The sequence below is a fragment of the Brevundimonas sp. KH_025 genome (genome assembly GCF_057839885.1).
Window position 1 is genome coordinate 2,754,037 of record NZ_CM174501.1, and the last position, 20,681, is coordinate 2,774,717.

The 20,681-nt window shown below is 68.8% G+C and carries 16 protein-coding genes; 8 read left to right on the forward strand and 8 right to left on the reverse strand.

Annotated features, from left to right (window positions below; genetic code table 11):
• Window positions 1-278 precede the first annotated feature (278 nt).
• The gene (locus AC3IS2_RS13630; protein ID WP_489198322.1) at window positions 279-2,417 is read right to left on the reverse strand and encodes a M13 family metallopeptidase; all 2,139 of its coding nucleotides are present in this window, start codon (window positions 2,415-2,417) and stop codon (window positions 279-281) included.
• Window positions 2,418-2,693: 276 nt separating this feature from the next.
• Between AC3IS2_RS13630 and AC3IS2_RS13635 the strand changes: the two genes are divergently transcribed.
• On the forward strand, window positions 2,694-4,571 hold the full coding sequence (locus AC3IS2_RS13635) for a cation:proton antiporter domain-containing protein (protein ID WP_489198323.1): 1,878 nt from the start codon (window positions 2,694-2,696) through the stop codon (window positions 4,569-4,571).
• A gap of 237 nt (window positions 4,572-4,808) precedes the next feature.
• A complete protein-coding gene (locus AC3IS2_RS13640) occupies window positions 4,809-5,468 on the forward strand; it encodes a TetR/AcrR family transcriptional regulator (protein WP_489198324.1) in 660 nt (219 codons plus the stop codon).
• A 171-nt stretch (window positions 5,469-5,639) separates the two neighbouring features.
• Here AC3IS2_RS13640 and AC3IS2_RS13645 read toward each other — a convergent pair whose 3' ends face one another.
• Window positions 5,640-6,782 carry a Rieske 2Fe-2S domain-containing protein gene (locus tag AC3IS2_RS13645; protein WP_489198325.1) on the reverse strand — a complete coding sequence of 381 codons (1,143 nt, stop codon included), beginning with the start codon at window positions 6,780-6,782 and terminating at the stop codon, window positions 5,640-5,642.
• Window positions 6,783-6,902: 120 nt separating this feature from the next.
• On the opposite strand from AC3IS2_RS13645, the gene AC3IS2_RS13650 reads away from it, so the two are divergent.
• A complete protein-coding gene (locus AC3IS2_RS13650) occupies window positions 6,903-7,841 on the forward strand; it encodes an alpha/beta fold hydrolase (protein ID WP_489198326.1) in 939 nt (312 codons plus the stop codon).
• Between the two features lie 86 nt (window positions 7,842-7,927).
• Complete coding sequence (locus AC3IS2_RS13655; RefSeq protein WP_489198327.1) at window positions 7,928-10,030, forward strand: PBP1A family penicillin-binding protein; 2,103 nt, start codon at window positions 7,928-7,930, stop codon at window positions 10,028-10,030.
• A gap of 168 nt (window positions 10,031-10,198) precedes the next feature.
• Here the strand turns inward: AC3IS2_RS13655 and AC3IS2_RS13660 are convergent, their stop codons facing one another.
• From AC3IS2_RS13660 to AC3IS2_RS13670, 3 genes are all read right to left on the reverse strand, one after another.
• Window positions 10,199-10,912 (reverse strand): M48 family metallopeptidase, encoded by a 714-nt coding sequence (locus AC3IS2_RS13660; RefSeq protein WP_489198328.1) that lies wholly within the window; start codon window positions 10,910-10,912, stop codon window positions 10,199-10,201.
• Window positions 10,878-12,158, reverse strand: a complete 1,281-nt coding sequence (locus AC3IS2_RS13665) for a polyhydroxyalkanoate depolymerase (RefSeq protein ID WP_489198329.1) — start codon at window positions 12,156-12,158, stop codon at window positions 10,878-10,880. Before AC3IS2_RS13665 ends, AC3IS2_RS13660 begins: the two co-directional genes overlap by 35 nt.
• A 97-nt stretch (window positions 12,159-12,255) precedes the next feature.
• A complete protein-coding gene (locus tag AC3IS2_RS13670; RefSeq protein ID WP_489198330.1) occupies window positions 12,256-12,876 on the reverse strand; it encodes an SCO family protein in 621 nt (206 codons plus the stop codon).
• Between the two features lie 64 nt (window positions 12,877-12,940).
• Here AC3IS2_RS13670 and AC3IS2_RS13675 point away from each other — a divergent pair, with 64 nt between their 5' ends.
• Window positions 12,941-14,443 (forward strand): ActS/PrrB/RegB family redox-sensitive histidine kinase, encoded by a 1,503-nt coding sequence (locus tag AC3IS2_RS13675; protein WP_489198331.1) that lies wholly within the window; start codon window positions 12,941-12,943, stop codon window positions 14,441-14,443.
• Between the two features lie 80 nt (window positions 14,444-14,523).
• Window positions 14,524-15,078, forward strand: coding sequence for an ActR/PrrA/RegA family redox response regulator transcription factor (locus AC3IS2_RS13680; RefSeq protein WP_489198332.1), 555 nt, complete (start codon window positions 14,524-14,526; stop codon window positions 15,076-15,078).
• A gap of 21 nt (window positions 15,079-15,099) precedes the next feature.
• Here the strand turns inward: AC3IS2_RS13680 and dut are convergent, their stop codons facing one another.
• The gene (gene dut, locus AC3IS2_RS13685) at window positions 15,100-15,549 is read right to left on the reverse strand and encodes a dUTP diphosphatase (protein WP_489198333.1); all 450 of its coding nucleotides are present in this window, start codon (window positions 15,547-15,549) and stop codon (window positions 15,100-15,102) included.
• 11 nt (window positions 15,550-15,560) lie between these two features.
• Window positions 15,561-16,784, reverse strand: a complete 1,224-nt coding sequence (coaBC, locus tag AC3IS2_RS13690) for a bifunctional phosphopantothenoylcysteine decarboxylase/phosphopantothenate--cysteine ligase CoaBC (RefSeq protein ID WP_489198334.1) — start codon at window positions 16,782-16,784, stop codon at window positions 15,561-15,563.
• Window positions 16,785-16,919: 135 nt separating this feature from the next.
• On the opposite strand from coaBC, the gene AC3IS2_RS13695 reads away from it, so the two are divergent.
• A complete protein-coding gene (locus AC3IS2_RS13695) occupies window positions 16,920-17,420 on the forward strand; it encodes an S-type pyocin family protein (protein ID WP_489198335.1) in 501 nt (166 codons plus the stop codon).
• Here AC3IS2_RS13695 and AC3IS2_RS13700 read toward each other — a convergent pair whose 3' ends face one another.
• A complete protein-coding gene (locus tag AC3IS2_RS13700; RefSeq protein ID WP_489198336.1) occupies window positions 17,421-18,284 on the reverse strand; it encodes a glutamate racemase in 864 nt (287 codons plus the stop codon).
• A 207-nt stretch (window positions 18,285-18,491) separates the two neighbouring features.
• Here AC3IS2_RS13700 and AC3IS2_RS13705 point away from each other — a divergent pair, with 207 nt between their 5' ends.
• Complete coding sequence (locus AC3IS2_RS13705) at window positions 18,492-20,591, forward strand: M3 family metallopeptidase (protein WP_489198337.1); 2,100 nt, start codon at window positions 18,492-18,494, stop codon at window positions 20,589-20,591.
• The last annotated feature ends 90 nt before the right edge of the window (window positions 20,592-20,681 follow it).

Consider the following 20,681-nt stretch of genomic DNA (forward strand, 5'->3'; position numbering starts at 1 on the left):
TTCGCGTCAATTGGCCTCACTCAAGAGGCGCAGCGGTCTGCCGCAGCGACATCTTGGAGGCGTTTCGGGGAGGAAACGTCCGCTCCTTAGAGAGCGAGAAAGCCCGCTGCGATGTATCCCCCGCAGCGGGCTTTTTCTTGCCTGAAATCCTGATCGACGGTTCGCGCCGCCCGGCCCGACGCCCCATTGTCGAAAGACCTTCAACAACAGCCGTCCGCCCATGAAAAAAGGGCCGGAGCGTCGTCGCTCCGGCCCTCTTCATCGTCAGACGCCGCGCCTTACCAGATGCGGACGCGGTCTTCCGGCGCGAGGTAGTATTTCGAGCCCGGCTTGACGCCGAAGGCTTCGTACCAGGCGTCGACGTTGCGCACCGGGCCGATCACGCGGAACTCGGCCGGGCTGTGCGGGTCGGTGGCGATCTGCTGCTTCAGCGCCTCCTCGCGGTACTTCGACTGCCAGACCTGGGCCCAGCCGTAGAAGAAGCGCTGGTCGCCGGTCGTGCCGTCGATCACCGGCGCCGGTCGGCCGTTCAGCGACAGGTGGTAGGCGTCCAGGCCCACCGCCGTGCCGGCGGCGTCGCCGATGTTCTCGCCCATGGTCAGGCCGCCCTGAACCGGGTGCCCCGGCAGCGGCTCATAGGAGTCGTACTGGGCGCCCAGACGCTTGGTCAGGCCCTCGAAATTGGCCTTGTCCTGATCGGTCCACCAGTTGCGCAGCACGCCGTCGCCGTCGGACTTGGAGCCCTGGTCGTCGAAGCCGTGGCCGATCTCGTGGCCGATCACGCCGCCGATGCCGCCGTAATTGACCGCCGGGTCCGCGTTCGGATCGAAGAAGGGCGGCTGCAGGATGGCGGCCGGGAAGACGATCTCGTTATTGGCCGAGTTGTAGTAGGCGTTGACCGTCTGCGGGGTCATGCCCCACTCGGCCTTGTCGACCGGCTGGTTCAGGCGGTTCAGCTGATAGTTCCACTGGAACTGGCCCAGACGCTGGGTGTTGCCGAACAGGTCGTCAGCGCGGATTTCCAGGGCCGAATAGTCGCGCCACTTGTCCGGATAGCCGATCTTGACGGTGAACTTGCGCAGCTTCTCCTGCGCCGCGGCCTTGGTCTCCGTGCCCATCCAGGTCAGGTTGTCGATGCGGTGCGACAGGGCGGTGCGCAGGTTGGCGACCAGTTCTTCCATCTTGGCCTTGGATTCGGCCGGGAAGTATTCGGCGACGTACAGACGGCCCGCCGCCTCGCCCAGCGCGCCTTCGGCGAAGCTGATGGCGCGCTTCTCGCGGGTGCGCTGCTCGGGCTGGCCCGACAGGTCGCGCGAACGGAACTCCCACTGGGCGTCCGAGAAGCGCTTGGACAGGCTGCCGGCGGCTTCATCCGTGGTGTGGAAGGCCTGCCAGGCCTGCAGGGTGTCGATCGGCGTCTCGGCGAAGATGGCGGCGATCTTGGGCATGGCCGTGTTCTGGCGCACGATCAGACGGTCGATCGCGCCCAGGCCGGCGGCGTTGAAATAGCCGTTCCAGTCGAAGCCCGGCGCCTCGGCGGCCAGGGCGCGGATGCTGGATTCGTTGTAGGTCTTGTCGCGGTTGCGGTTCTCGATCGGGGTCCAGTGGGCCTCGGCGATCTTGGTCTCCAGCGCCACGATGGCGGCGGCGTGACCCGCGGGATCAGCCCAGCCGATGTTGCTCAGCATCCGCTCGACATAGGCCTGATACTTGTCCTTCTTGTCCGCGAAGCGGGCGTCCAGATAGTAGTCGCGGTTGGGCAGGCCGATGCCCGACTGGCCGGTCGTCACGGCGTAACGGGTCGGGTTCTTCTGGTCGATCGTGATGCCGGTGCCGAAGAAGGACGAACCGACGCGGCCTTGCGTCTGGCCCATGTAGGCGGCGATCTTCTCGTGCGTGTCGGCGGCGCGGATGGCGGCCAGGAAGGGCTGCAGCGGCTGGGCGTCCAGCGCCTCGATGCGCGCCACGTCGCTGTAGCTGCGATAGGCGTCGGCGATCTTGGCCTCGTCCGAACCGGGCTTCAGGTCGGTGCGCGCGACCAGACCCTGGATCAGGGCCTTCATGCGGTTGTCCGACAGTTCGCGCAGCAGCGGGAAGGAGCCGTAGGAGGTGCGGTCCGACGGGATCTGCAGCTTGTCGAAGGCCGCGCCGTTGGCGTAGCGGAAGAAGCTGTCGCCCGGGGTCACCGAGGTGTCGCGACCCGTCAGGTCGAAGCCCCAGGTTCCGTACTTGGGCGCGTCCGTGCCGACCCAGCCGGCCGGCGCTGCGCCGCCTTCGGGCGCCGAGGCGCCGTGGAACAGCTCCACGACCGTGCAGGCATCGTCGACGCAGGCGTGGTCATGGCTGTCTTGCGCAGCCGCGACGCCCGCAGGCAGGAGCAGGGCGCCGACAGCGGCCCCGATCAGCAGTTTCTTCATCAGCGTTTCCCTCGATCAGCCTGTGCTCAGGTTCGGCGCGGACCCTAATCCCGCCGTGAGCGTCGGCGCGTCTTAAAAAAAGTTCATGAAAGACGCGAGCGCTATCGCCAGAACGTGATCGCCTGCGCCACAGTGCGGCGCTAGAGCGAAATCGGTTCAGGTGCGATCACATCTGAACCCAGATCTTCGCTCCAGCATCAATCTGGAGCCTGATTCACGACATCGGTGGAATCGCGAAGCGATCCCACCTCAACCGATCAGGCTCAGGGAGGATTCATGGGCGAGGCGCACGGCGGCGAGTATCGGGACCTGGTGGTCTTTCTGGCGGCGGCCGGGGTCGTCGTGCCCCTGTTCAACCGCCTGAAGATCAGCCCCGTGCTGGGCTTCCTCGCCGCCGGCGTCCTGCTGGGGCCCGACGGCCTGGGCCGGTTCGCCCAGTCGGACGGCTGGCTCAGCTGGCTGACCATCGGCGATCAGGCGCAGATCCGCCAGTTGTCGGAACTGGGCGTCGCCTTCCTGCTGTTCATGATCGGGCTGGAGCTGTCGTGGGAGCGGCTGAAGGCCATGCGGCGGCTCGTGTTCGGCCTCGGCATGCTGCAGATCGCCATCTGCGCCGGGGCCATCGCCGTCGTCTTCATGATCCTGGGCCAGCCGCTCGCCGGGGCGGCGGTCCTGGGCATGGGCCTGGCCCTGTCATCCACCGCCGTGGTCATGCCGGTGCTGGCGGCGCAGGGCCGGATCAACAGCGAGACCGGCCGCGCCACCTTCGCCGTCCTGCTGGCCCAGGACGTGGCCGTCGCGCCCATCCTGATCACCGTCACCGTCCTGGCGACCCTCGCCCAGGGGAGCGGAATGGGCGGCGCGGAGATCGAACCCGCCGAACTGGGCCGCGCCCTCTTCACCCTGGCGCCGGCGGCCGGCGGCCTGTTCCTGATGGTCCTGCTGGGACGGCTGGTGCTGCGCCCCATGTTCCGTTCGGTGGCCCGCGCCCAGCACCGGGGCGAAGGCCGCGAACTGTTCGTCGCCGCGTCGCTTCTGGTCGTCGTCGCCGCCGGGCTGGCGGCCCAGGCGGTCGGTCTATCGATGAGCCTGGGCGCCCTGGTCGCCGGGGTCCTGCTGGCCGAAACCGAGTTCCGCCGCGAGGTCGAGGTGGCCATCGACCCCTTCAAGGGCCTCTTGCTCGGCGTCTTCTTCATCGGCGTCGGCATCAGCCTGGATCTGGACGCCGTGGCCGCCGACCCCGTGACGGTGCTGGGCATGGCCGGGGGGCTGATCCTGCTCAAGGCCCTGGTGATCTTCGCCCTGGCCCGGGCCTGGGGTCTGGCGGGGCGCTCGGCCATCGAAACCGCCTTGGTGCTGGGTCCGGCGGGAGAGTTCGCCTTCGTCGTTCTGTCCACCGGCCTGGTCGAGGGCCTGGCCGCCCCCGATCTGACGCGAAAGGCCATGCTGGCGGCGACGCTCAGCATGTTCACCGTGCCCATCATGGCGGTCCTGGCGCGCACCCTGACCGGACGTATCGCGCCTCCGCCCGACGTCCAGACCGAGGACCTGTCGCCCACCTCGACCTCGGTGCTGGCGCCGGACGGCGCCGTACTGATCGTCGGCTTCGGCCGCGTCGGCCGTCTGGTCGGCGATCTTCTGGCCGAGCACGATCAGAAATTCATCGCCCTGGACGCCGATCCGGCCTCGGTCCGGACCGGCCGCGCCGAGGGCCGCGAGGTCTATTACGGCGACGCCGCCCGGCCCGAATTGCTGAACGCCTGCGGCCTGGCCACCGCCCGCGCCCTGATCGTCACCATGGACGCGCCGTCCAAGGTGGACGAGGTCGTCCGCACGGCGCGCGCCCTGCGTCCCGACCTGATCCTGATCGCCCGCGCCCGCGACGATCGGCACGCGGCGCGCCTCTACGCCCTGGGCGTCACCGACGCCGTGCCGGAAACCACCGAGGCCAGCCTGCAGCTGGCGGAGAACACCCTGGTCGATCTGGGCGTGCCTATGGGACTGGTGCTGGCCTCGATCCACGAGCGCCGCGACGGCTTCCGCAAGGCCTTCCAGACAGCCGCCCCCGATGGCCGCGGCGCCCGCCCGGCGCGCGCCTTCCGCACCCTCCGCGCCGCGGCTCCCCCGCCGCCCGCGGACGACCAATCTAAGTAAAACCCCTTATCCTGATTGACCTTAAGGCCAAGCTTGGGCAGGATTTGAGATCGGTAAGCGACCCATTTTGGTCATTGTTCGGTGATGAAAGTTCGACCTTCCCCCCACGGGACGTCGGTCGTCGCCTGGTTCGTGGTTCTCGCCGAGGCGGCGTTGGACCACAGCTGACGACGCGCTGCCGTTCCTTCACGACCGGCGGGCGTTTCGCCCTAACCGAACTGCCAGAGTTTTTTGCTGATGCGTGATACCCCCCTGTCCGCCCCTGAAGCCGTCGAGGCCGAGGGCCAGCCCCGTCTGAACCGCCGTCAGGCGGCCAAGATCCGCACCCGTCAAAAGGTGCTGGACGCCGCGCGCGCCCTGTTCGCCGAGCGCGGCTACGACGCCGCCACCATCCGCGACATCGCCAAGGGCGCCGGCATGTCGACCGGCGCCGTCTTCGCCAACTTCCAGGACAAGGCGGAACTGTTCGAGTGCGTCTTCGCCGAGGAAATGGCCGGCCTGCTGCAGGACATCCAGACCGCCGCCGGTCATGAAGGCCGCGTCGCCGAGCGCCTGGCCGAGGGCCTGACCGCCGGCTACCACCGCTCGCTGGAGCACCTGCCGCTGATGCAGGCCATGATCGCCCGCTCCTGGTTCCAGCCCGAAGCCGCCGACGTGCGTTCGCGCACCTTCGTCAAGCCGATCGTCGAGGCCATCATCGCCGTGCTGCAAGGCGGCATTCGCGAAGGCGAGCTGCGTCAGGACCTGGATCAGCTGGTCATGGCCCGCATGATCTGGGACGTCTTCATCGCCAACTTCCGCTACGCCGCCTACGACAACTGGGGCATCGAGGAGCTGACGCCGCACATCCGCAAGCAACTGGACCTGATCCTGTCCAGCCAACTCGCGCGACAGTAAGAACTGCCGCATTCTTGGAGGGCCGCGGTCGTCGGCCCTCCGGGACCTCCCGACCCGACGCGGCCTGGCGCTTCGCGTACGCCTGATCAGGCGCTGTCGCGCCGCTTGAAGAGCCGAAATGCGCTCAAGCCGCGAGGGTCCGCGACCCGAGCATAGCGCCCTAGAAGAGCTTCAGCTCTTCCACCTCAAGACCACTTCCTTGATCGGATTGAGGAAGCCGCGCCCCTCGGCGCGGCTTTTCGTCCATTCGCGCTTCAGCTGCTGATACCACTTGGCCTGCTTGTCGGCGTCGTCGATCCAGATCAGGGCGGGGTCGTATTTCAGCCCCTCGTTCTGCAGATTCACCATGCCGCCGTCCTGTTTCAGGAAGGCGACCACGCCCATCCGCAGGAAGGGCTTGGCGATGGCGAAGACCCAGTGGTCCGACCAGAAGATCTGGGTGATCCGGGTCTTGGTTTCCGTCACCGGCGTCAGGCAGGTCAGGGCCAGCACCTGTTTGGCGCCGACCTGGATATGCTCCCAGCGATAACCCGGCAGACGGAAGGTGATCTCGGTCGCCGGGGCCCCGCCCAGGATCTTGTAGAGGCGGCTGTTCGACGACGGGGCGTGGCGCACCATGGCCCAGCCATAGTCGCGCGGCGCAAAGGTCTTGGCCTTTTCGTGCATCGAATGTTCGGAGCGCCACCACCATTGCTGGTGCACGAAGGGACCGTGAGCGGGGTCCATCAGGCCGACCACGGCGTGGTCGATATGGCTGTCGAAATCCATCGCCTCGACCAGCTTGGCCTCGCCCTCGGCGCCGGGGAACAAGGGCGGCTCATGATCCGGTTCGGACGGCGTGCGCGCGTCCGACGCCATCCAGACGAAGACCATGCCCTGGCTCTCGCGCACCGGATAGGAGCGCACGCGGATGCGATTGGCCTCGAACGCCTGATCCTCGACCAGCGACGGAATGGCGGCGCAGACGCCGTCGGGACGGAAGCGCCAGCCGTGATAGGGGCATTCGATCGTCTCGCCCTCGCCCGGCTTCTCGACCAGCCGCCCGGCCGACAGCGGCGCGGCGCGGTGGGGGCAGATGTCGCGCATGGCGTAGACCTCGCCCGCGCGGGTCCGGCCGATCAGCACCGGCTCGTCCATCACCTCATAACGCTTCAGGCTGGCCACCGGCACGTCGCGCGCCAGGGCGACGAAATACCAGGCGTCGCGCACGAAGCCCTTGCCGAAGGCGGTCGCCCCGACAGTGGCGGACGGCGCTTTCGCCTCGGCGGCGTCGGACGAAGGGGACTGGACGGGATCGGCGGCGGCTGGCTTCATCCCCCCTCTCTATCAAGAGACGCCGCCTGTGTCGTCGGGCTGAACGTCAAAGCAGTCAAAGTACTTTACATTGCAAAGCAAATGACCTATTCGACGACCATCACATCGGGAAAGCTCGCCATGATCCGCTGCTCCGCTCTCGCCGCCGCCCTTCTGATCCTGGCCGCGCCCGCCGCCGCCCTGGCCCAGGACGGTCACGTCAACCACGCCGAGGGCCACGCCGCCCACGGCCACGCGCACGCCGCCTTCGCCTCGGATCGCATCCATGTCGCCGTCGAGGGCCAGGGGCCGGACGTCATCTTCATCCCCGGCCTCAGCTCCTCGCCCGCCGCCTGGCAGGGCGCGGTCGATCACCTCAACGGCGCCTACCGCGTCCACCGCATCCATGTGCAGGGCTTCGCCGGCGCGCCGGCCGAGGGCAATGCGACCGGCCCCGTCGCCGCCCCCGTGGCCGAGGAGATCGCCCGCTACATCCGCGAGCAGGGGCTGACCAAGCCCGCCGTCGTCGGCCACTCGATGGGCGGAACCATGGGCATGATGCTGGCCGCCCGCCATCCCGACGCCGTCGGCAAGCTGATGGTCATCGACATGATCCCCTTCATGGGCGCCATGTTCGGCCCGCCCGGAACCACGGCCGAGAGCGTCAAGCCCGTCGCCGATCAGGTCTTCGCCGCCCAGTCGGCCGCGCCCCGCGACCAGTATCTGACCCAGGCCAAGGCCGCCGTCACCGGCATGATCAAGACCGAGGCCGCCCGCACCGGCCCGCTGCACGACGTCGAGACCAGCGACCAGCAGGTCTCGGCCGCCGCCTTCCGCGAACTGATCGTCACCGACCTGCGTCCGGAACTGGGCAAGATCACCGCCCCGACCGAGGTCCTCTATGTGAAGTTCAACGACCCGCGCATGACCGACGCCATCACCGACGTCATCTATCAGATGTCGTTCGCCAACCTGCCGGGGGCCAAACTGAAGCGTATCGACGACAGCGCCCACTTCATCATGCTGGACCAGCCGACGGCCTTCTATGGCCAGCTCGACGCCTTTCTTTCGGCGAAATAGGCCCTCACGCTCCTGTGAACTCAAGCGGGGCGTTTTCTGCGGCGGCGTGACCAGCTAGGGTCGCGCCGCTGGCAAGAGGGACTTTCATGGCGCGTAGAGACGGCGGACCGGACCGCAACGAGCAGGGCGGAGCCCCGAACGGCGGCCAAGGACGCGCCAAGCCGCGTCGGTCCTTCCTCGGCAACCTCTTCTACTGGGGCGCGGTCCTGGCCGTCTGGGGCCTGATCTTCGCCGTCGTCTTCTTCGCCATCTTCGCGCGCGACCTGCCCGACACCTCGACCCTCTATGAGGTCGATCGCCAGCCCTCGATCACCTATCTGGACCGCTCCGGCGCCCTGATTGCGGTGCGCGGCACCCAGATGGCCCCGCCGGTCGATCTGGACGCCCTGCCCGACTATGTCCCCGCCGCCTTCATCGCCATCGAGGACCGGCGCTTCTATCACCACCCCGGCTTCGACCCCATCGGCATGAGCCGGGCCATGGCCCTGAACCTCAAGGCCGGGCGCGTGGTCCAGGGCGGCTCGACCATCACCCAGCAGTTGGCCAAGAACCTGTTCCTGACGCCGGACCAGAACCTGAAGCGCAAGGTTCAGGAGCTGATGCTGGCCGTCTGGCTGGAGATGAAGTTCACCAAGAAAGAGATCCTCGCCCTCTATCTGAACCGGGTCTATTTCGGCGCCGGCGCCTATGGCATCGAGGCGGCCTCGCAGCGCTATTTCGACAAGAGCGCGGACAAGCTGACGGTCGGGGAATCCGCCCTGCTGGCCGGCCTGCTGAAAGCCCCCTCGCGCTATTCGCCGGTGTCCGAGAGCGAGCGCGCCGCCACCCGCGCCAATGTCGTCCTGAACGAAATGGTCGATGTCGGCGCCATCACCCCGGCCCAGCGCGACGCCGCCGTGGCCCAGCCGGTCCGCGTCTCGCGCACCCTGGCCAGCCAGCACGCCCAGTATTTCATCGACTGGCTGGACAAGCAGATCCGCGGCCTGGTCGGCGAACCGACCGAGGACATGGTGGTCGAGACCACCCTGGACCTGACGCTGCAGACCGACGCCGAGCGCGCCGTGCGCCGCATCCTGGACCGCGACAAGGGCCGGGGCGTCGAACAGGCGGCCCTGGTCGCCCTGGACGGCGAAGGCCGGGTCCGCGCCATGATCGGCGGCGGCTCCTACGCCGACAGCCAGTTCAACCGCGCCGTCGACGCCCGCCGTCAGGCCGGTTCGGCATGGAAGCCCTTCGTCTATCTGGCGGCGGTCGAGGCCGGCTACACGCCCTCGACGCCCGTCGTCGATGAGCCCGTCACCATCGGCGGCTGGTCGCCCAAGAACTATTCCGGCAATTTCGCGGGCCAGATGACCCTGGCCCAGGCCGTGGCCCAGTCGACCAATACGGTCGCCGCTTCTGTCGCGGATCAGGTCGGCCGCGACGCCGTGGCCCGCGCCGCGCGCCGTCTGGGCGTCACCGGCGCGATCGGCCTGCAGCCGTCCATGGCGCTCGGCGCCGTCGAGGTCAGCCCGCTGGAGATGGCCCAGGCCTATGACGCCTTCGCCAACGGCGGCAAGCGGGTCGAGGCCTATGGCATCAGCCGCATCCGCACCCCCTCGGGCCGCGTCATCTACCAGCACGGCACGGGCGAGAACGGCCAGGCGATCAACAACCCGCCGCTCTACTACATGAACCAGATGCTGCGCGGCGTGATCACCTCGGGCAGCGGCCGCTCGGCGGCCATCGGCGGTCGCGACATCGCCGGCAAGACCGGCACCACCTCGGACTACAAGGACGCCTGGTTCGTCGGCTACACTGGCGGCTTCGTCGCCGCCGTCTGGGTCGGCAAGGACGACAACAAGGCCATGCGCGGCGTGACCGGCGGCTCGTCCCCCGCCGCCATCTGGCGCGGCTTCATGGAGGCGGCTCTGCCCAAGCTGGCGGTCCAGCCCATCCCCAACGGCCCGCCCCTGCCCGAAGGCTGGGTCGCGCCCGATCCGGTCGGCGACATGATGGGACAGGTTCAGGACCCCTACGCGCAAGGCCAGGACGGCGACCCGAACGCCCCGGCCATCGTCGACGGCGAGCCCGTCCCGGCGCCCAAGCCCCTGCCCAACGACCAGCCGGTCGTCCGCCCGACCTCGCCCCAACCGTCGCCCAAGGACGCCCCGCGCAGCGAGAAGAAACCCGAAGCCGTCTTCTTCTAGGGGGCGCCCCACCTTCCTTGCCATCATCCCCGGCCTTGTGCCGGGGATCCAGAGAATCAAGGTCGGCCGTTCGCGCGACGACGCTCGGATCGCCAGCGTCGCGTTTATGGATCCTCGGCACGAGGCCGAGGATGACGGATAAAGTCTTAGCCGGCCTCGCCCGAGGCCTCAGCGCCCCACGGCGTGCAGCGCCGCGCCGTGGTCGCGCAGCCATTGGCGGAACGGGCGATGGTCCCCGACCAGGCGATGCACCACCGCCCAATAGGCCGGGCTGTGGTCGGCGTGGACCAGGTGGGCGACCTCGTGCGCGGCCAGGTAGTCGGCCACGTCTGCCGGGGCCATGATCACCCGCCAGGAATAGCGGATCGAGCGGTTGTGCGGGCTGCACGAACCCCAGCGCGAGCGGGTGTCCACGATCGACACCCTGACCGGCTTCTGGCCCAGCGCCGTCAGATGGACCTCGGTGCGCTCGACCAGAAACTCACGCGCCGCCCGCTTGAACCAGTTTTCGACCCGGCGCGAGAAGGCCTCGCCCTCGCCGCCCGAGCGGATCACCGGCCCGTCCGCCGTCTCGACCAGCCGCGCCGCCCCGGCCCCGCCGACGGCTTCCAGACGGACGGTCCGACCCAGCCACGACACCGCCGCGCCCGGCTCCAGCGGCGCGCCCGCGACCCGCGCCGCCAGCCGGTCGGCGATCCAGTTCGACTTGGTGCGCGCAAAGGCTACCGCCTCGGTCAGGCGGCGCTCGGACGGGGCCACGGCCACGGCTTCGCCGGCGCGGGCGTCGATACGGATCGACAGCCTTCGTGCGCGCGGGTTCACCGACAGGCGAAGGGCGCCCCCGCCCTCAAGCGGCAGCCGCTGGCCGTTCCGGTACTGCACTTAAGGACTCGTTCTGGGCGATGAAGTCGCGCACCCGCGGATAGATCTCGTCACGGAAGCGGCGGCCGTTGAAGACGCCGTAGTGGCCGACCCCCGGCTGGACGTAGAGCAGGCGGCGCTCGTCGGGGATGTTGGGCGTCAGGCCGTGCGCGGCCTGGGTCTGGCCGACGCCGGAGATGTCGTCCTTCTCGCCCTCGACCGTGGCCAGGCCGATGTCGGTGATGGCCGACAGGTCCACCGCCTTGCCTTCATACTGCAGCAGGCCGCGCGCCAGCAGGTGCTGCTGGAAGACGATGTCGATGGTCTGGAGATAGAACTCCTCGGTCAGGTCCAGCACCGACAGATACTCGTCGTAGAACTGCTCGTGCTTTTCGACCCCGTCGCCGTCGCCGTCGACCAGGCTCTCGAAATAGCGATGATGGGCGTCGAGGTGCTTGTCCTCGTTCATCGACATGAAGCTGTAGAGCTGGACGAAGCCCGGATAGACGCGCCGCCCAAAGCCCGGATAGGGCCAGGGCACGGTGTGGATCATATTCGACCGGAACCAGGTGAAGGGCTTTTCCTCGGCCAGCTGGTTGGTCGCCGTCGGCGACAGGCGGGCGTCGATGGGCGAACCCATGAAGGTCATGGAGGCGGGCCGGTTCGGGTCGTTCTCGGCGGCCATGACGGCGCAGGCCGCCAGCACCGGCGGGCCTGGCTGGCAGACGCCGACGACATGGGCGCGCGGGCCGATGGCGGTCAGCATCGCCCGGACGTGGTCGATGTAGTCGTAGAAGTCGAAGCGGCCTTCCAGCATCGGCACCTGGCGGGCATTCTCCCAGTCGGCGACATAGACGTCGTGGTCCTGAAGGAAGCCCTCGACCGTGCCGCGCAGCAGGGTGGCGTAGTGGCCCGACAGGGGCGCGACGATCAGGACGGCCGGCGCCGCCGTCGGCTTGCCCGCCCGTTTCAGATCGCCTGCATGGCGTGCGAACCGCACCAGCTTGCACCAGGGCGAAGACCAGACGACCTGTTCGGTCGTGCGCACCGACTGGCCGTCGATGTCCAGCGTCTCAAGCCCCCAGGCGGGCTTGCCGTAGCGCCGCGTCAGGCTCTCGAACACCTCGGCCGAGGCATAGGCCGTGCGGCCGATGGCCGTGTCCGAGGCCGGATTGAACGGCGACGTCCAGAATTGGCGGGCCATCTGGGCCCCGATCCGGAACGGCGCCGCCGAATGATAGGCGAGCTCGTGAAATGCGTAGAGCATGAAACCCCGACTGCGGCCCCCGCCGATGCGGCAGTGCAGCATATAACGCATTCCGACGCAAAACAGACCAAGGTCGCGCCCGATCAGGGAAAGGTGATCAGCCGCGCTCCATCGCCCGTTCGATCAGCTTGGCGGTCTTGTCCGGCCCCAGGTCGTGGGCCACGGCGCTGCGGAACTTCCCATCCGGCCCCATCAGATAGACGGTCAGGCTGTGGTTCATCGTATAGGCCTCGCCCTCGCCGACCTTCTGATAGAAGGCGCGGTAGGCCTTGGCGACCTGGGCCGTCTGTTCCGGCGTGCCGGTCAGGCCGATGACGCCGTCAGGGAAGCCGTCCGACGACAGATAATCCTTCAGCAGCTTGGGCGTGTCGCGCTCGGGGTCGATGCTGACGAAGACGATCTGCAGGTCCTTGGCCTTGTCGCCCATCCGTTCCTGCACGGCGTTCAGAACACCGAGGGTGGTCGGGCAGTAGTCGGGGCAGTAGGTGAAGCCGAAGAAGACCAGGGTCCACTTGCCGTTCAGGATCGTCTGGTCGACCACCTGTCCGTCCTGATTGGTCAGGGTGAAGGGGCCGCCGACCGTCGGTTGACCCGTGCCGGTCTCGGCCACCTGAGCCGACTGCTCGCGTCCCTTGACCACGACCATGGTGATCAGGCCCAGGGCCAGGGCGATGACCGCGCAGGCGGCGGCGAACAGAATGACGGGACGACGCGGCATCGACTTCTCCTCGGGTTCTGGCGACGGGTGTGCAGCCGCCAGCGTCGCGGTCTATAGAAGAGGCGTGAGCAGCACAGAAGCCCCCTCCCTGTCGCAGGCGGTCAAGGTCGCCGGTCGCCCCGGCGCGATGGAGGCCCTGCGCGAGCAGCCCCGGCGCGGACGCGGCCTGTCGCTGCGGACCCTGATCGTGCTGCGCTGGCTGGCCATCCTCGGCCAGACCTCGGCCATCCTGACCGCCTATTTCGCCCTGCACTTCCCCCTGCCTTTGTGGGAATGCCTGACCGTGATCGGCGCCGGGGTGGTGATGAACCTGGCCACCATGGCGCGGGCGCGACGCATCGACGGCGGCCTGCCCGACGGGCGCCAGACGGCGGCGCAGCTGGGCTTCGACATCCTGCAGTTGGCCACCCTGCTGGCCCTGACCGGCGGGCTGGACAACCCCTTCTGCCTGCTGCTGGTGGCGCCCGTGACCATCGCGGCCGCCTCCCTGCCCTCGCGTCAGGCCCTGGTGCTGGGCGTCATGGCCCTGATCGCCCTGGTCGTCCTCTTTTCCTGGTCCCTGCCCCTGCCGTGGCGTCTGCATGAACATCTGGTCCTGCCGGGCCTCTATCGCTTCGGCATGGGGCTGGCGCTGGCCACAGGCGTTCTGTTCACCTCTGGCTATGCGTGGAAGGTGGCCGCCGACGCCGAGAAGCTGGAGCTGGCCCTGGCCACGACCCAGGACGTGCTGCAGCGCGAGCAGAGGCTGGCGGCGCTGGGCGGTCTGGCCGCCGCCGCCGCCCATGAGCTGGGCACGCCGCTGGCGACCATTCAGGTGGTGGCCAAGGAGCTGCTGCGCGCCTCGCCGCCCGACAGTCCTGTCGCCGAGGACGCCGCCCTGATGCTGCAACAGGCCGAGCGCTGCCGCGACATCCTGAAACAGCTGTCGGCCCAGCCGGAAGAAGGCGACGCCCTCTACGCCGACGTCGACCTGAAGGCCCTGCTGGAGGAGGTGGTCGAGCCGCACCGGGGCTTTGATCTGGACTTCCAGACGGCGGTGAAGGCCCCGCCCGGCCAGCCCCTGCCGCGCGTCCACCGCCTGCCCGAGGTCATCCACGGCCTGTCGACCCTGATCGAGAACGCCGCCGACTTCGCCAACAGCCGGGTGGGGGTCACAGCCGTGGTCGACGCCGGCTGGATCGAGATCGACATCGTCGACGACGGCCCCGGCTTCGCCTCCGAGATCCTGCCGCGTCTGGGCGAGCCCTATGTCACCAGCCGGCCTCAGGCCAAGGCGCGCCGGGCGCTGGCGGCCCAGATCGCGGCCGCCGCCTCTCCCGCCGCGCCGCGCGGCAAGGGGCGCAAGGCCGCGCCGCCGCCGATCACGGCCCCCATCGCCCCCAGCCAGGGCGGCATGGGCCTGGGCTTCTTCATCGCCCGCACCCTGCTGGAGCGCAGCGGCGGCAAGGTCTCGGTCGGCGCCGGCCATGGCGAAAAGGGCCAGCCCCGGGGCGCCCGCGTCACCGTCCGCTGGCCGCGACAGGCCCTGGAAGTCGCCGACCCCGCCCTTGAACCGCGCGCGTCGTAGGTGGAACCTGATGTCGCAGTCGAGAGCTTCGACCTTGACCATGCCTCGCAGAGGCACGACCTGAGCGTCAGGAGAATTTCATGTCCGACCTAGAGACCCAGATCGCGGCCCTGCCCGACAAGACCCTGCTGCTGCTGGACGACGACCAGGCCTTGCGCACCCGCCTCGGCCGGGCGCTGGAGACACGCGGCTTCGCCGTGACCCTGGCCGGTTCGGTGGCCGAGGCCAGCGACGCCCTGCGCGTGGCGGCCCCCGCCTTCGCCGTGCTGGACATGCGGCTGGAGGACGGCAACGGCCTGAAGGTGGTCGAGGCCATCCGCGAACGCCGCGAGGACGCCCGCATCGTCATGCTGACCGGCTACGGCGCCATCGCCACCGCCGTCGCGGCGGTCAAGGCCGGCGCCGTCGACTATATGCAGAAACCCGCCGACGCCGACGACGTGGTCAAGGCCCTGCTCTCGACCGGCGAAGCCCCCGAGCCGCCGGAAAACCCGATGAGCGCCGACCGGGTGCGCTGGGAGCATATCCAGCGCGTCTATGAGCTGTGCGACCACAACGTCTCGGAGACGGCGCGCCGCCTGGGCATGCACCGCCGCACCCTGCAGCGCATCCTGGCCAAGCGGGCGCCTCGATAGGCGCCCGCCCGACGGGCCGGCCTATTTTCCGGTCGAGCCGAAGCCGCCCGCGCCGCGCGCGGTTTCGTCCAGGGCCTCGACCTCGGCCATGACGGCCTGGGCGTAGGGCGCAATCACCATCTGGGCGATACGTTCGCCGCGATTGATCTCGAAGGCGATCTGGCCGTGGTTGATCAGGATGACCCCGACCTCGCCGCGATAGTCGCTGTCGATGGTGCCGGGCGAGTTCAGGCAGGTGACGCCGTGCTTCAGCGCCAGACCCGAACGGGGCCGCACCTGGGCTTCATAGCCCGGCTCCAGCGCGATCTTCAGGCCCGTCGGGATCAGCTTGCGCTCGCCCGGCGCCAGGATCACCGGCTCGAACTCGGGCAGGGCCGCGCGCAGGTCCATGCCCGCCGATCCCGTCGTCTCATAGGCGGGAAGGGCCAGGCCCTCGGCGTGGGGCAGGCGTTCGACGCGGACGGTGGTCATGAAGGGATCTCTCAGGCCTTGAAGTGATCGGCGATGCGGTGGGCGAGCTTTCTCGCCACCTCGGTCTTGGACTGGCGCGGCCAGGGTTCGGCGCCGCCCTGGGTGAACAGGGTCACGGCGTTGCCGTCCGAGCCGAAGACCTCGCCCGAGACGTCGTTGCCGACGATCCAGTCACAGCCCTTCTTCGACAGCTTGGCGCGGGCGTTGGCTTCCAGATCGCTGGTCTCGGCGGCGAAGCCGACCACCAGTTTCGGACGCTTCGGACCGGGGGCCGAGACGCCGGCCAGGATGTCGGGGTTCTCGATCAGGGCCAGCGACGGCGGGCCGCCCGGCTTCTTCTTGATCTTGCCCGAGGCGATCCCGTCGACGCGCCAGTCGGCGACGGCGGCGCTCATCACGGCGATGTCTGCGGGCAGGCGGGCCTCGACGGCGGCCTTCATCTCGGTCGCGGCCTCGACCCAGACGCGGGTGACGCCGACCGGGGCGTCGAGCGCCACCGGGCCGGAGATCAGGGTCACCTCGGCGCCCAGTTCGGCCAGGGCTGCGGCGACGGCGTAGCCCTGCTTGCCGCTGGAGCGGTTGGTCAGGCCGCGCACCGGGTCGATCGGTTCAAACGTGGGTCCGGCGGTGACGACGGCGGTCCTGCCCGTCAGCGGGCGGCCGTCAGGTCCGGCCAGCAGACGGGCGATCTCGTCAAAGATGACGGGCGGCTCGGCCATGCGGCCCGGGCCGAACTCGCCGCAGGCCATCTCCCCGTCGTCGGGACCGACCACCGCCACGCCGTGAAAGCCGTCGAAGCCCTTGAGCCGCTCGACATTGGCCCTCACCGCGGGGTGCAGCCACATCCGCACGTTCATGGCCGGGGCCAGCAGCACCTTCTTGTCGGTGGCCAGAAGCGTGGTCGAGGCCAGATCGTCGGCCAGGCCGTTGGCCGCCTTGGCGATCAGCCCCGCCGTCGCCGGCGCCACCACCACCAGATCGGCCCAGCGCGACAGCTCGATATGGCCCATGGCCGTCTCGTCCTCGGGCATGAACAGGTCCTGGCGCACCGGACGGCCAGTCAGGGCCGCCAGCGACATGGGGGTGACGAACTCGGCCCCGGCCTTGGTCAGCACCGTCATCACCTCGGCGTCGGCCTTCCTCAGCAGGCGGATCAGCTCCAGCGCCTTGTAGGCGGCGATGCCGCCGCCGACGATCAGCAGGACCTTGCGGCCGGAAAGCGAGGATGCGGTCATGGGGAATCTGTAGCGGCGCCGCATGACGCCGTCGAGACAAAGCCGCGTTTCGGCATGTCGCGATTCTGGAACATTGCCAGAACAAATAGTTTATGCCTAACTGCGTTCGGCGGGCTTTTCAGGGAGGGACGACCCATGCGGATTCAGATGGCGACGGCGGCGCTCGCGGCGCTGGTTCTGGGGGCTTGCGACAGCGGCGGCTCGGCGGTGGAGACCCGTGAACGGGCGGCGGCCGAGCCGGTCGCCCTGATCTCGGCGGCGGCGCCCGAAAGCGAGGCCCTTGAGGCGGCGCCCGAGGTCAAGCCCCCGGTCACGGCCAACCGGCGCGAAACCGCCGACGCCAAGGTCCAGCGCCTGTATGAGCGCAACGGCGCGGCCTTCGGCGCCAAGTCGGCGGACGACTATCTGCAGAAGGTGCGGACCTTCACCGAGGCGGCGCCGCGCGGGACCGAGACGGTCAAGCGCCCGAACGGCGACACCCTCTATTACCAGGCCTCGACCAACACCTTCGCCGTGACGGACCGCAACGGCGTGCCGCGCACCATGTTCAAGCCCGACGACGGCCCGGCCTATTGGGCGCAGCAGAAGGAACGGGCCCCGACCTTCGGCCAGCGACGCGCGCGCTCCGCCGAATAGTCAGGCGGCGGTGAAGGTCAGGGGCGCGCCCCAGAAGCGGGCGATCAGGTCCGATTGCGGCCCCGGCGTTCCGGTGGTCAGGAAGTCGCGGCGGCCCGACGAGCCCAGCTCATATTCCGGGTGGCGCTCGAAATAGCGTTCCAGCGAGTCGGCCACGGCGGTCGGCTGGCTGATGACCTGGACCCCGGCCGGCAGGGCGTCGGCGAACAGGTCGGCGACGATCTCATAATGGGTGCAGCCCAGGATGGCCTTGTCCGGGTGGCGGCCGATGCGGCGGCGCAGGGCGTCGACGTGGTCGTCGACCACCACCTTCAGTTCCTCGGCCGGGGCGCCCAGTTCGATCAGGCCGGCCAGGCCGGGGCAGGGCTCGGTGAAGACGGCCAGGTCCTCGCGGCGCTTGTCGATCTCGATCTCATAGACCCGGCTCATGGCCGTGGCGGCGGTGCAGAAGACGCCGGTGACGTCGATCGCCTGCTTCTTCTCGCCTTCCAGCCGTCCGTTGCGCTCGGCCTCATAGGACCAGGGCAGGCCGGTGGCCGCCTCGATGGTCGGGACGATGATGCCCAGGACGTTGACCGGCCGGCCCAGCTTTTCGCGCATGCCCGGAATCCAGGTCTGCTGCAGGCGGCGCAGGGCGATGGCCGAGGCCGTGTTGCAGGCCAGGACGACGACCGAGGCCCCCGCCTCGAACAAACGCTCGCAGCCCGCGCGCGTCAGTTCGACGATGTCCTCGCCGCCGCGCCCGCCATAGGGGGCGTGGGCCTGATCGCCCAGATAGATGAAGTCCCGCGTCGGAAAGCGGGTCGTGAGTTCGCGGTGGACCGTCAGTCCGCCCACGCCGGAGTCAAAAACGCCTATCGCCATGAGGCGGGCTTTAGACCGCCGGGGTTCCGTCGTCCAATAGTTAGGATTACATCGGCTTCATGTGACGGCCCGGCCAAGCGCGCCTAGGGTCGCGCGACACTGCTCAAAGGTTGGGAGAACCGGATGCACAGACGCCATCTTCTCATCGGAGGCGCGAGCCTCTTCGCCCTGACGGGCTGCGCCTCCGCCGGCGCCATGGAGAACGGAATGACCGGATCGGCTGCGGCCCTCTCGACCGCCGACGAAGCCCGCATCGGCCGCGCCGTCCTGCCGACGACCGCGCCGCGCGCCGAACTGCTGCAGCCCTGGACCGGCCCCTATGAGGGCGTGCCCCCGTGGGACAAGGTGAGCGCGCCCAAGATGCGCCAAGCCATCCTGGAAGGCATCGAGCTGCAACGCGCCGACGTGGCCGCCATCGCGAACAACGCCGAGGCCCCGACCTTCGCCAACACCCTGGTGGCGATGGAGCTGGTCGGCGAACCGCTGGACCGCGCCATGAACGTCTTCAGCGTCATGACGTCGAACATCGGCGGCGAGCAGTGGGACGTGCTGGAGACCGAGCTGTCGCCGATCCTGTCGGCCGCCTCGGATGAAATCACCTTCAACGAGAAGCTGTTCGCCCGCATCAAGGCCGTGGCCGACGGCGCCGACGCCGCGGGCCTGAACGCCCAGCAGAAGCGTCTGGCCGAGCGCAGCCGCGACGCCTTCGTGCGCAACGGCGCCGCCCTGAACGCCGCCGGCAAGGCCGAACTGGGCCGCATCAACACCGCCCTGTCGAACGCCTTCACTGGCTTCGGCCAGAAGGTGGTGGCCGACGAGAACACCTGGACCGTCATCGCCAGCGAAGCCGGCGTGAAGGGCCTGCCCGCCTCGAACAAGGCGGCCGCCGCCGCCGCCGCCCGCACCCGCAACGTCCAGGGCTGGGCCATCGTCAACACCCGCTCCAGCGTCGATCCCTTCCTGACCTTCGCCGACGATCGCGCCCTGCGCGAGCAGGTCTGGAAGAAGTTCGTCAAGCGCGGCGACAACGGCGACGCCAACGACACCAAGGCGACCATCGCCCAGATCGTCGCCCTGCGTCAGCAGCGCGCCAAGCTGCTGGGCTTCGGCAACCACGCCGAATGGCGGATGCAGGACACCATGGCCAAGACCCCGGCCGCGGCGTCCGAGCTGATGCAGCGCGTCTGGGCCCCGGCCAAGGCCCGCGTCGCCGAAGAGGTCGCCGACATGAAGGCGATCGCCGGCTTCGACATCGAGCCTTGGGACTACCTCTACTTCGCCGAGAAGGTCCGCAAGGCCAAGTACGACCTCGATCAGAACGAGCTGAAGCCCTACTTCGAACTGCACGCGGTGCGCGCGGCCTCCTTCTACATGGCCGAGCGCCTGTACGGCTTCGTCTTCACCCGACTGGCCAAGGGCGCGGTCTCGACCTTCGAGCCGGACGTGACCACCTATGAGGTCACGGACAAGGCCAGCGGCAAGCTGATCGGCCTCTATTACGCCGACGACTTCGCCCGTCCGGGCAAGCGTTCGGGCGCCTGGATGACCACCTATCGGTCCTTCTCGACCCTGACCGGCGCCAAGCCGATCCTGGCCTCGAACAACAACAACTTCGTCAAGGCCGAGGACGGTCAACCCCTGCTGATCTCGCTGGACGACGCCGAGACCCTGTTCCACGAGTTCGGCCACGCCCTGCACTACTTCTCGTCGGTCGTGACCTATCCCTCGTTCGGCAACACGCCGCGCGACTTCGTGGAATATCCGTCGCAGGTGCACGAGCACTGGGTGCTGAGCCGCCCGATCCTCGACGGCTACATGAAGCACGTCGAGACCAAGCAGCCGATGCCGCAGGCGCTGGTGGACAAGATCGAGGCCTCCTCGACCTTCAACCAGGGCTACGCCACGGTCAGCTACCTGTCCTCGGCCATGGTCGACATGGACCTGCACACCCAGGCCACGCCGCCGACCGATATCGCCGCCTTCGAGAAGGCCTCGCTGGAGCGTCTGGGCATGCCCAAGGAGATGGTGATGCGGCACCGCCTGCCGCAGTTCAACCACCTCTTCACCTCGGACGCCTACTCGGCCGGCTACTACTCCTACCTGTGGTCGGAAGTGATGGACGCGGACACCTGGGCCTACTTCGAGGAGTCGGGCGACGTCTTCAACCCGGACATCGGCGGCCGCTTCAAGTCGATCATCCTGGCGCCCGGCAACACCACGGACCGCGGCGACGCCTATCGCCAGTTCCGCGGCCGCAACCCAGACGTGACGGCCCTGCTCAAGGTGCGCGGCTTCCCCACTTCGTAAGAGGTGGGCCTACCGCCCTTCGGGCTACTTGAGGCCCGTTGGGCGATAAAGTTGGAGAGGGCCTGGTGGAGCGATCCGCTGGGCCCTTTT

Excerpts from the sequence above, each read along its gene's own strand:
- coaBC (WP_489198334.1), bottom strand. The coding sequence starts at position 16,784 with ATGACCGCATCCTCGCTTTCCGGCCGCAAGGTCCTGCTGATCGTCGGC.
- AC3IS2_RS13640 (WP_489198324.1), top strand. The coding sequence starts at position 4,809 with ATGCGTGATACCCCCCTGTCCGCCCCTGAAGCCGTCGAGGCCGAGGGC.
- AC3IS2_RS13645 (WP_489198325.1), bottom strand. The coding sequence starts at position 6,782 with ATGAAGCCAGCCGCCGCCGATCCCGTCCAGTCCCCTTCGTCCGACGCC.
- AC3IS2_RS13680 (WP_489198332.1), top strand. The coding sequence starts at position 14,524 with ATGTCCGACCTAGAGACCCAGATCGCGGCCCTGCCCGACAAGACCCTG.
- AC3IS2_RS13665 (WP_489198329.1), bottom strand. The coding sequence starts at position 12,158 with ATGCTCTACGCATTTCACGAGCTCGCCTATCATTCGGCGGCGCCGTTC.
- dut (WP_489198333.1), bottom strand. The coding sequence starts at position 15,549 with ATGACCACCGTCCGCGTCGAACGCCTGCCCCACGCCGAGGGCCTGGCC.
- AC3IS2_RS13705 (WP_489198337.1), top strand. The coding sequence starts at position 18,492 with ATGACCGGATCGGCTGCGGCCCTCTCGACCGCCGACGAAGCCCGCATC.
- AC3IS2_RS13695 (WP_489198335.1), top strand. The coding sequence starts at position 16,920 with ATGCGGATTCAGATGGCGACGGCGGCGCTCGCGGCGCTGGTTCTGGGG.
- AC3IS2_RS13700 (WP_489198336.1), bottom strand. The coding sequence starts at position 18,284 with ATGGCGATAGGCGTTTTTGACTCCGGCGTGGGCGGACTGACGGTCCAC.
- AC3IS2_RS13630 (WP_489198322.1), bottom strand. The coding sequence starts at position 2,417 with ATGAAGAAACTGCTGATCGGGGCCGCTGTCGGCGCCCTGCTCCTGCCT.
- AC3IS2_RS13650 (WP_489198326.1), top strand. The coding sequence starts at position 6,903 with ATGATCCGCTGCTCCGCTCTCGCCGCCGCCCTTCTGATCCTGGCCGCG.
- AC3IS2_RS13655 (WP_489198327.1), top strand. The coding sequence starts at position 7,928 with ATGGCGCGTAGAGACGGCGGACCGGACCGCAACGAGCAGGGCGGAGCC.
- AC3IS2_RS13635 (WP_489198323.1), top strand. The coding sequence starts at position 2,694 with ATGGGCGAGGCGCACGGCGGCGAGTATCGGGACCTGGTGGTCTTTCTG.
- AC3IS2_RS13670 (WP_489198330.1), bottom strand. The coding sequence starts at position 12,876 with ATGCCGCGTCGTCCCGTCATTCTGTTCGCCGCCGCCTGCGCGGTCATC.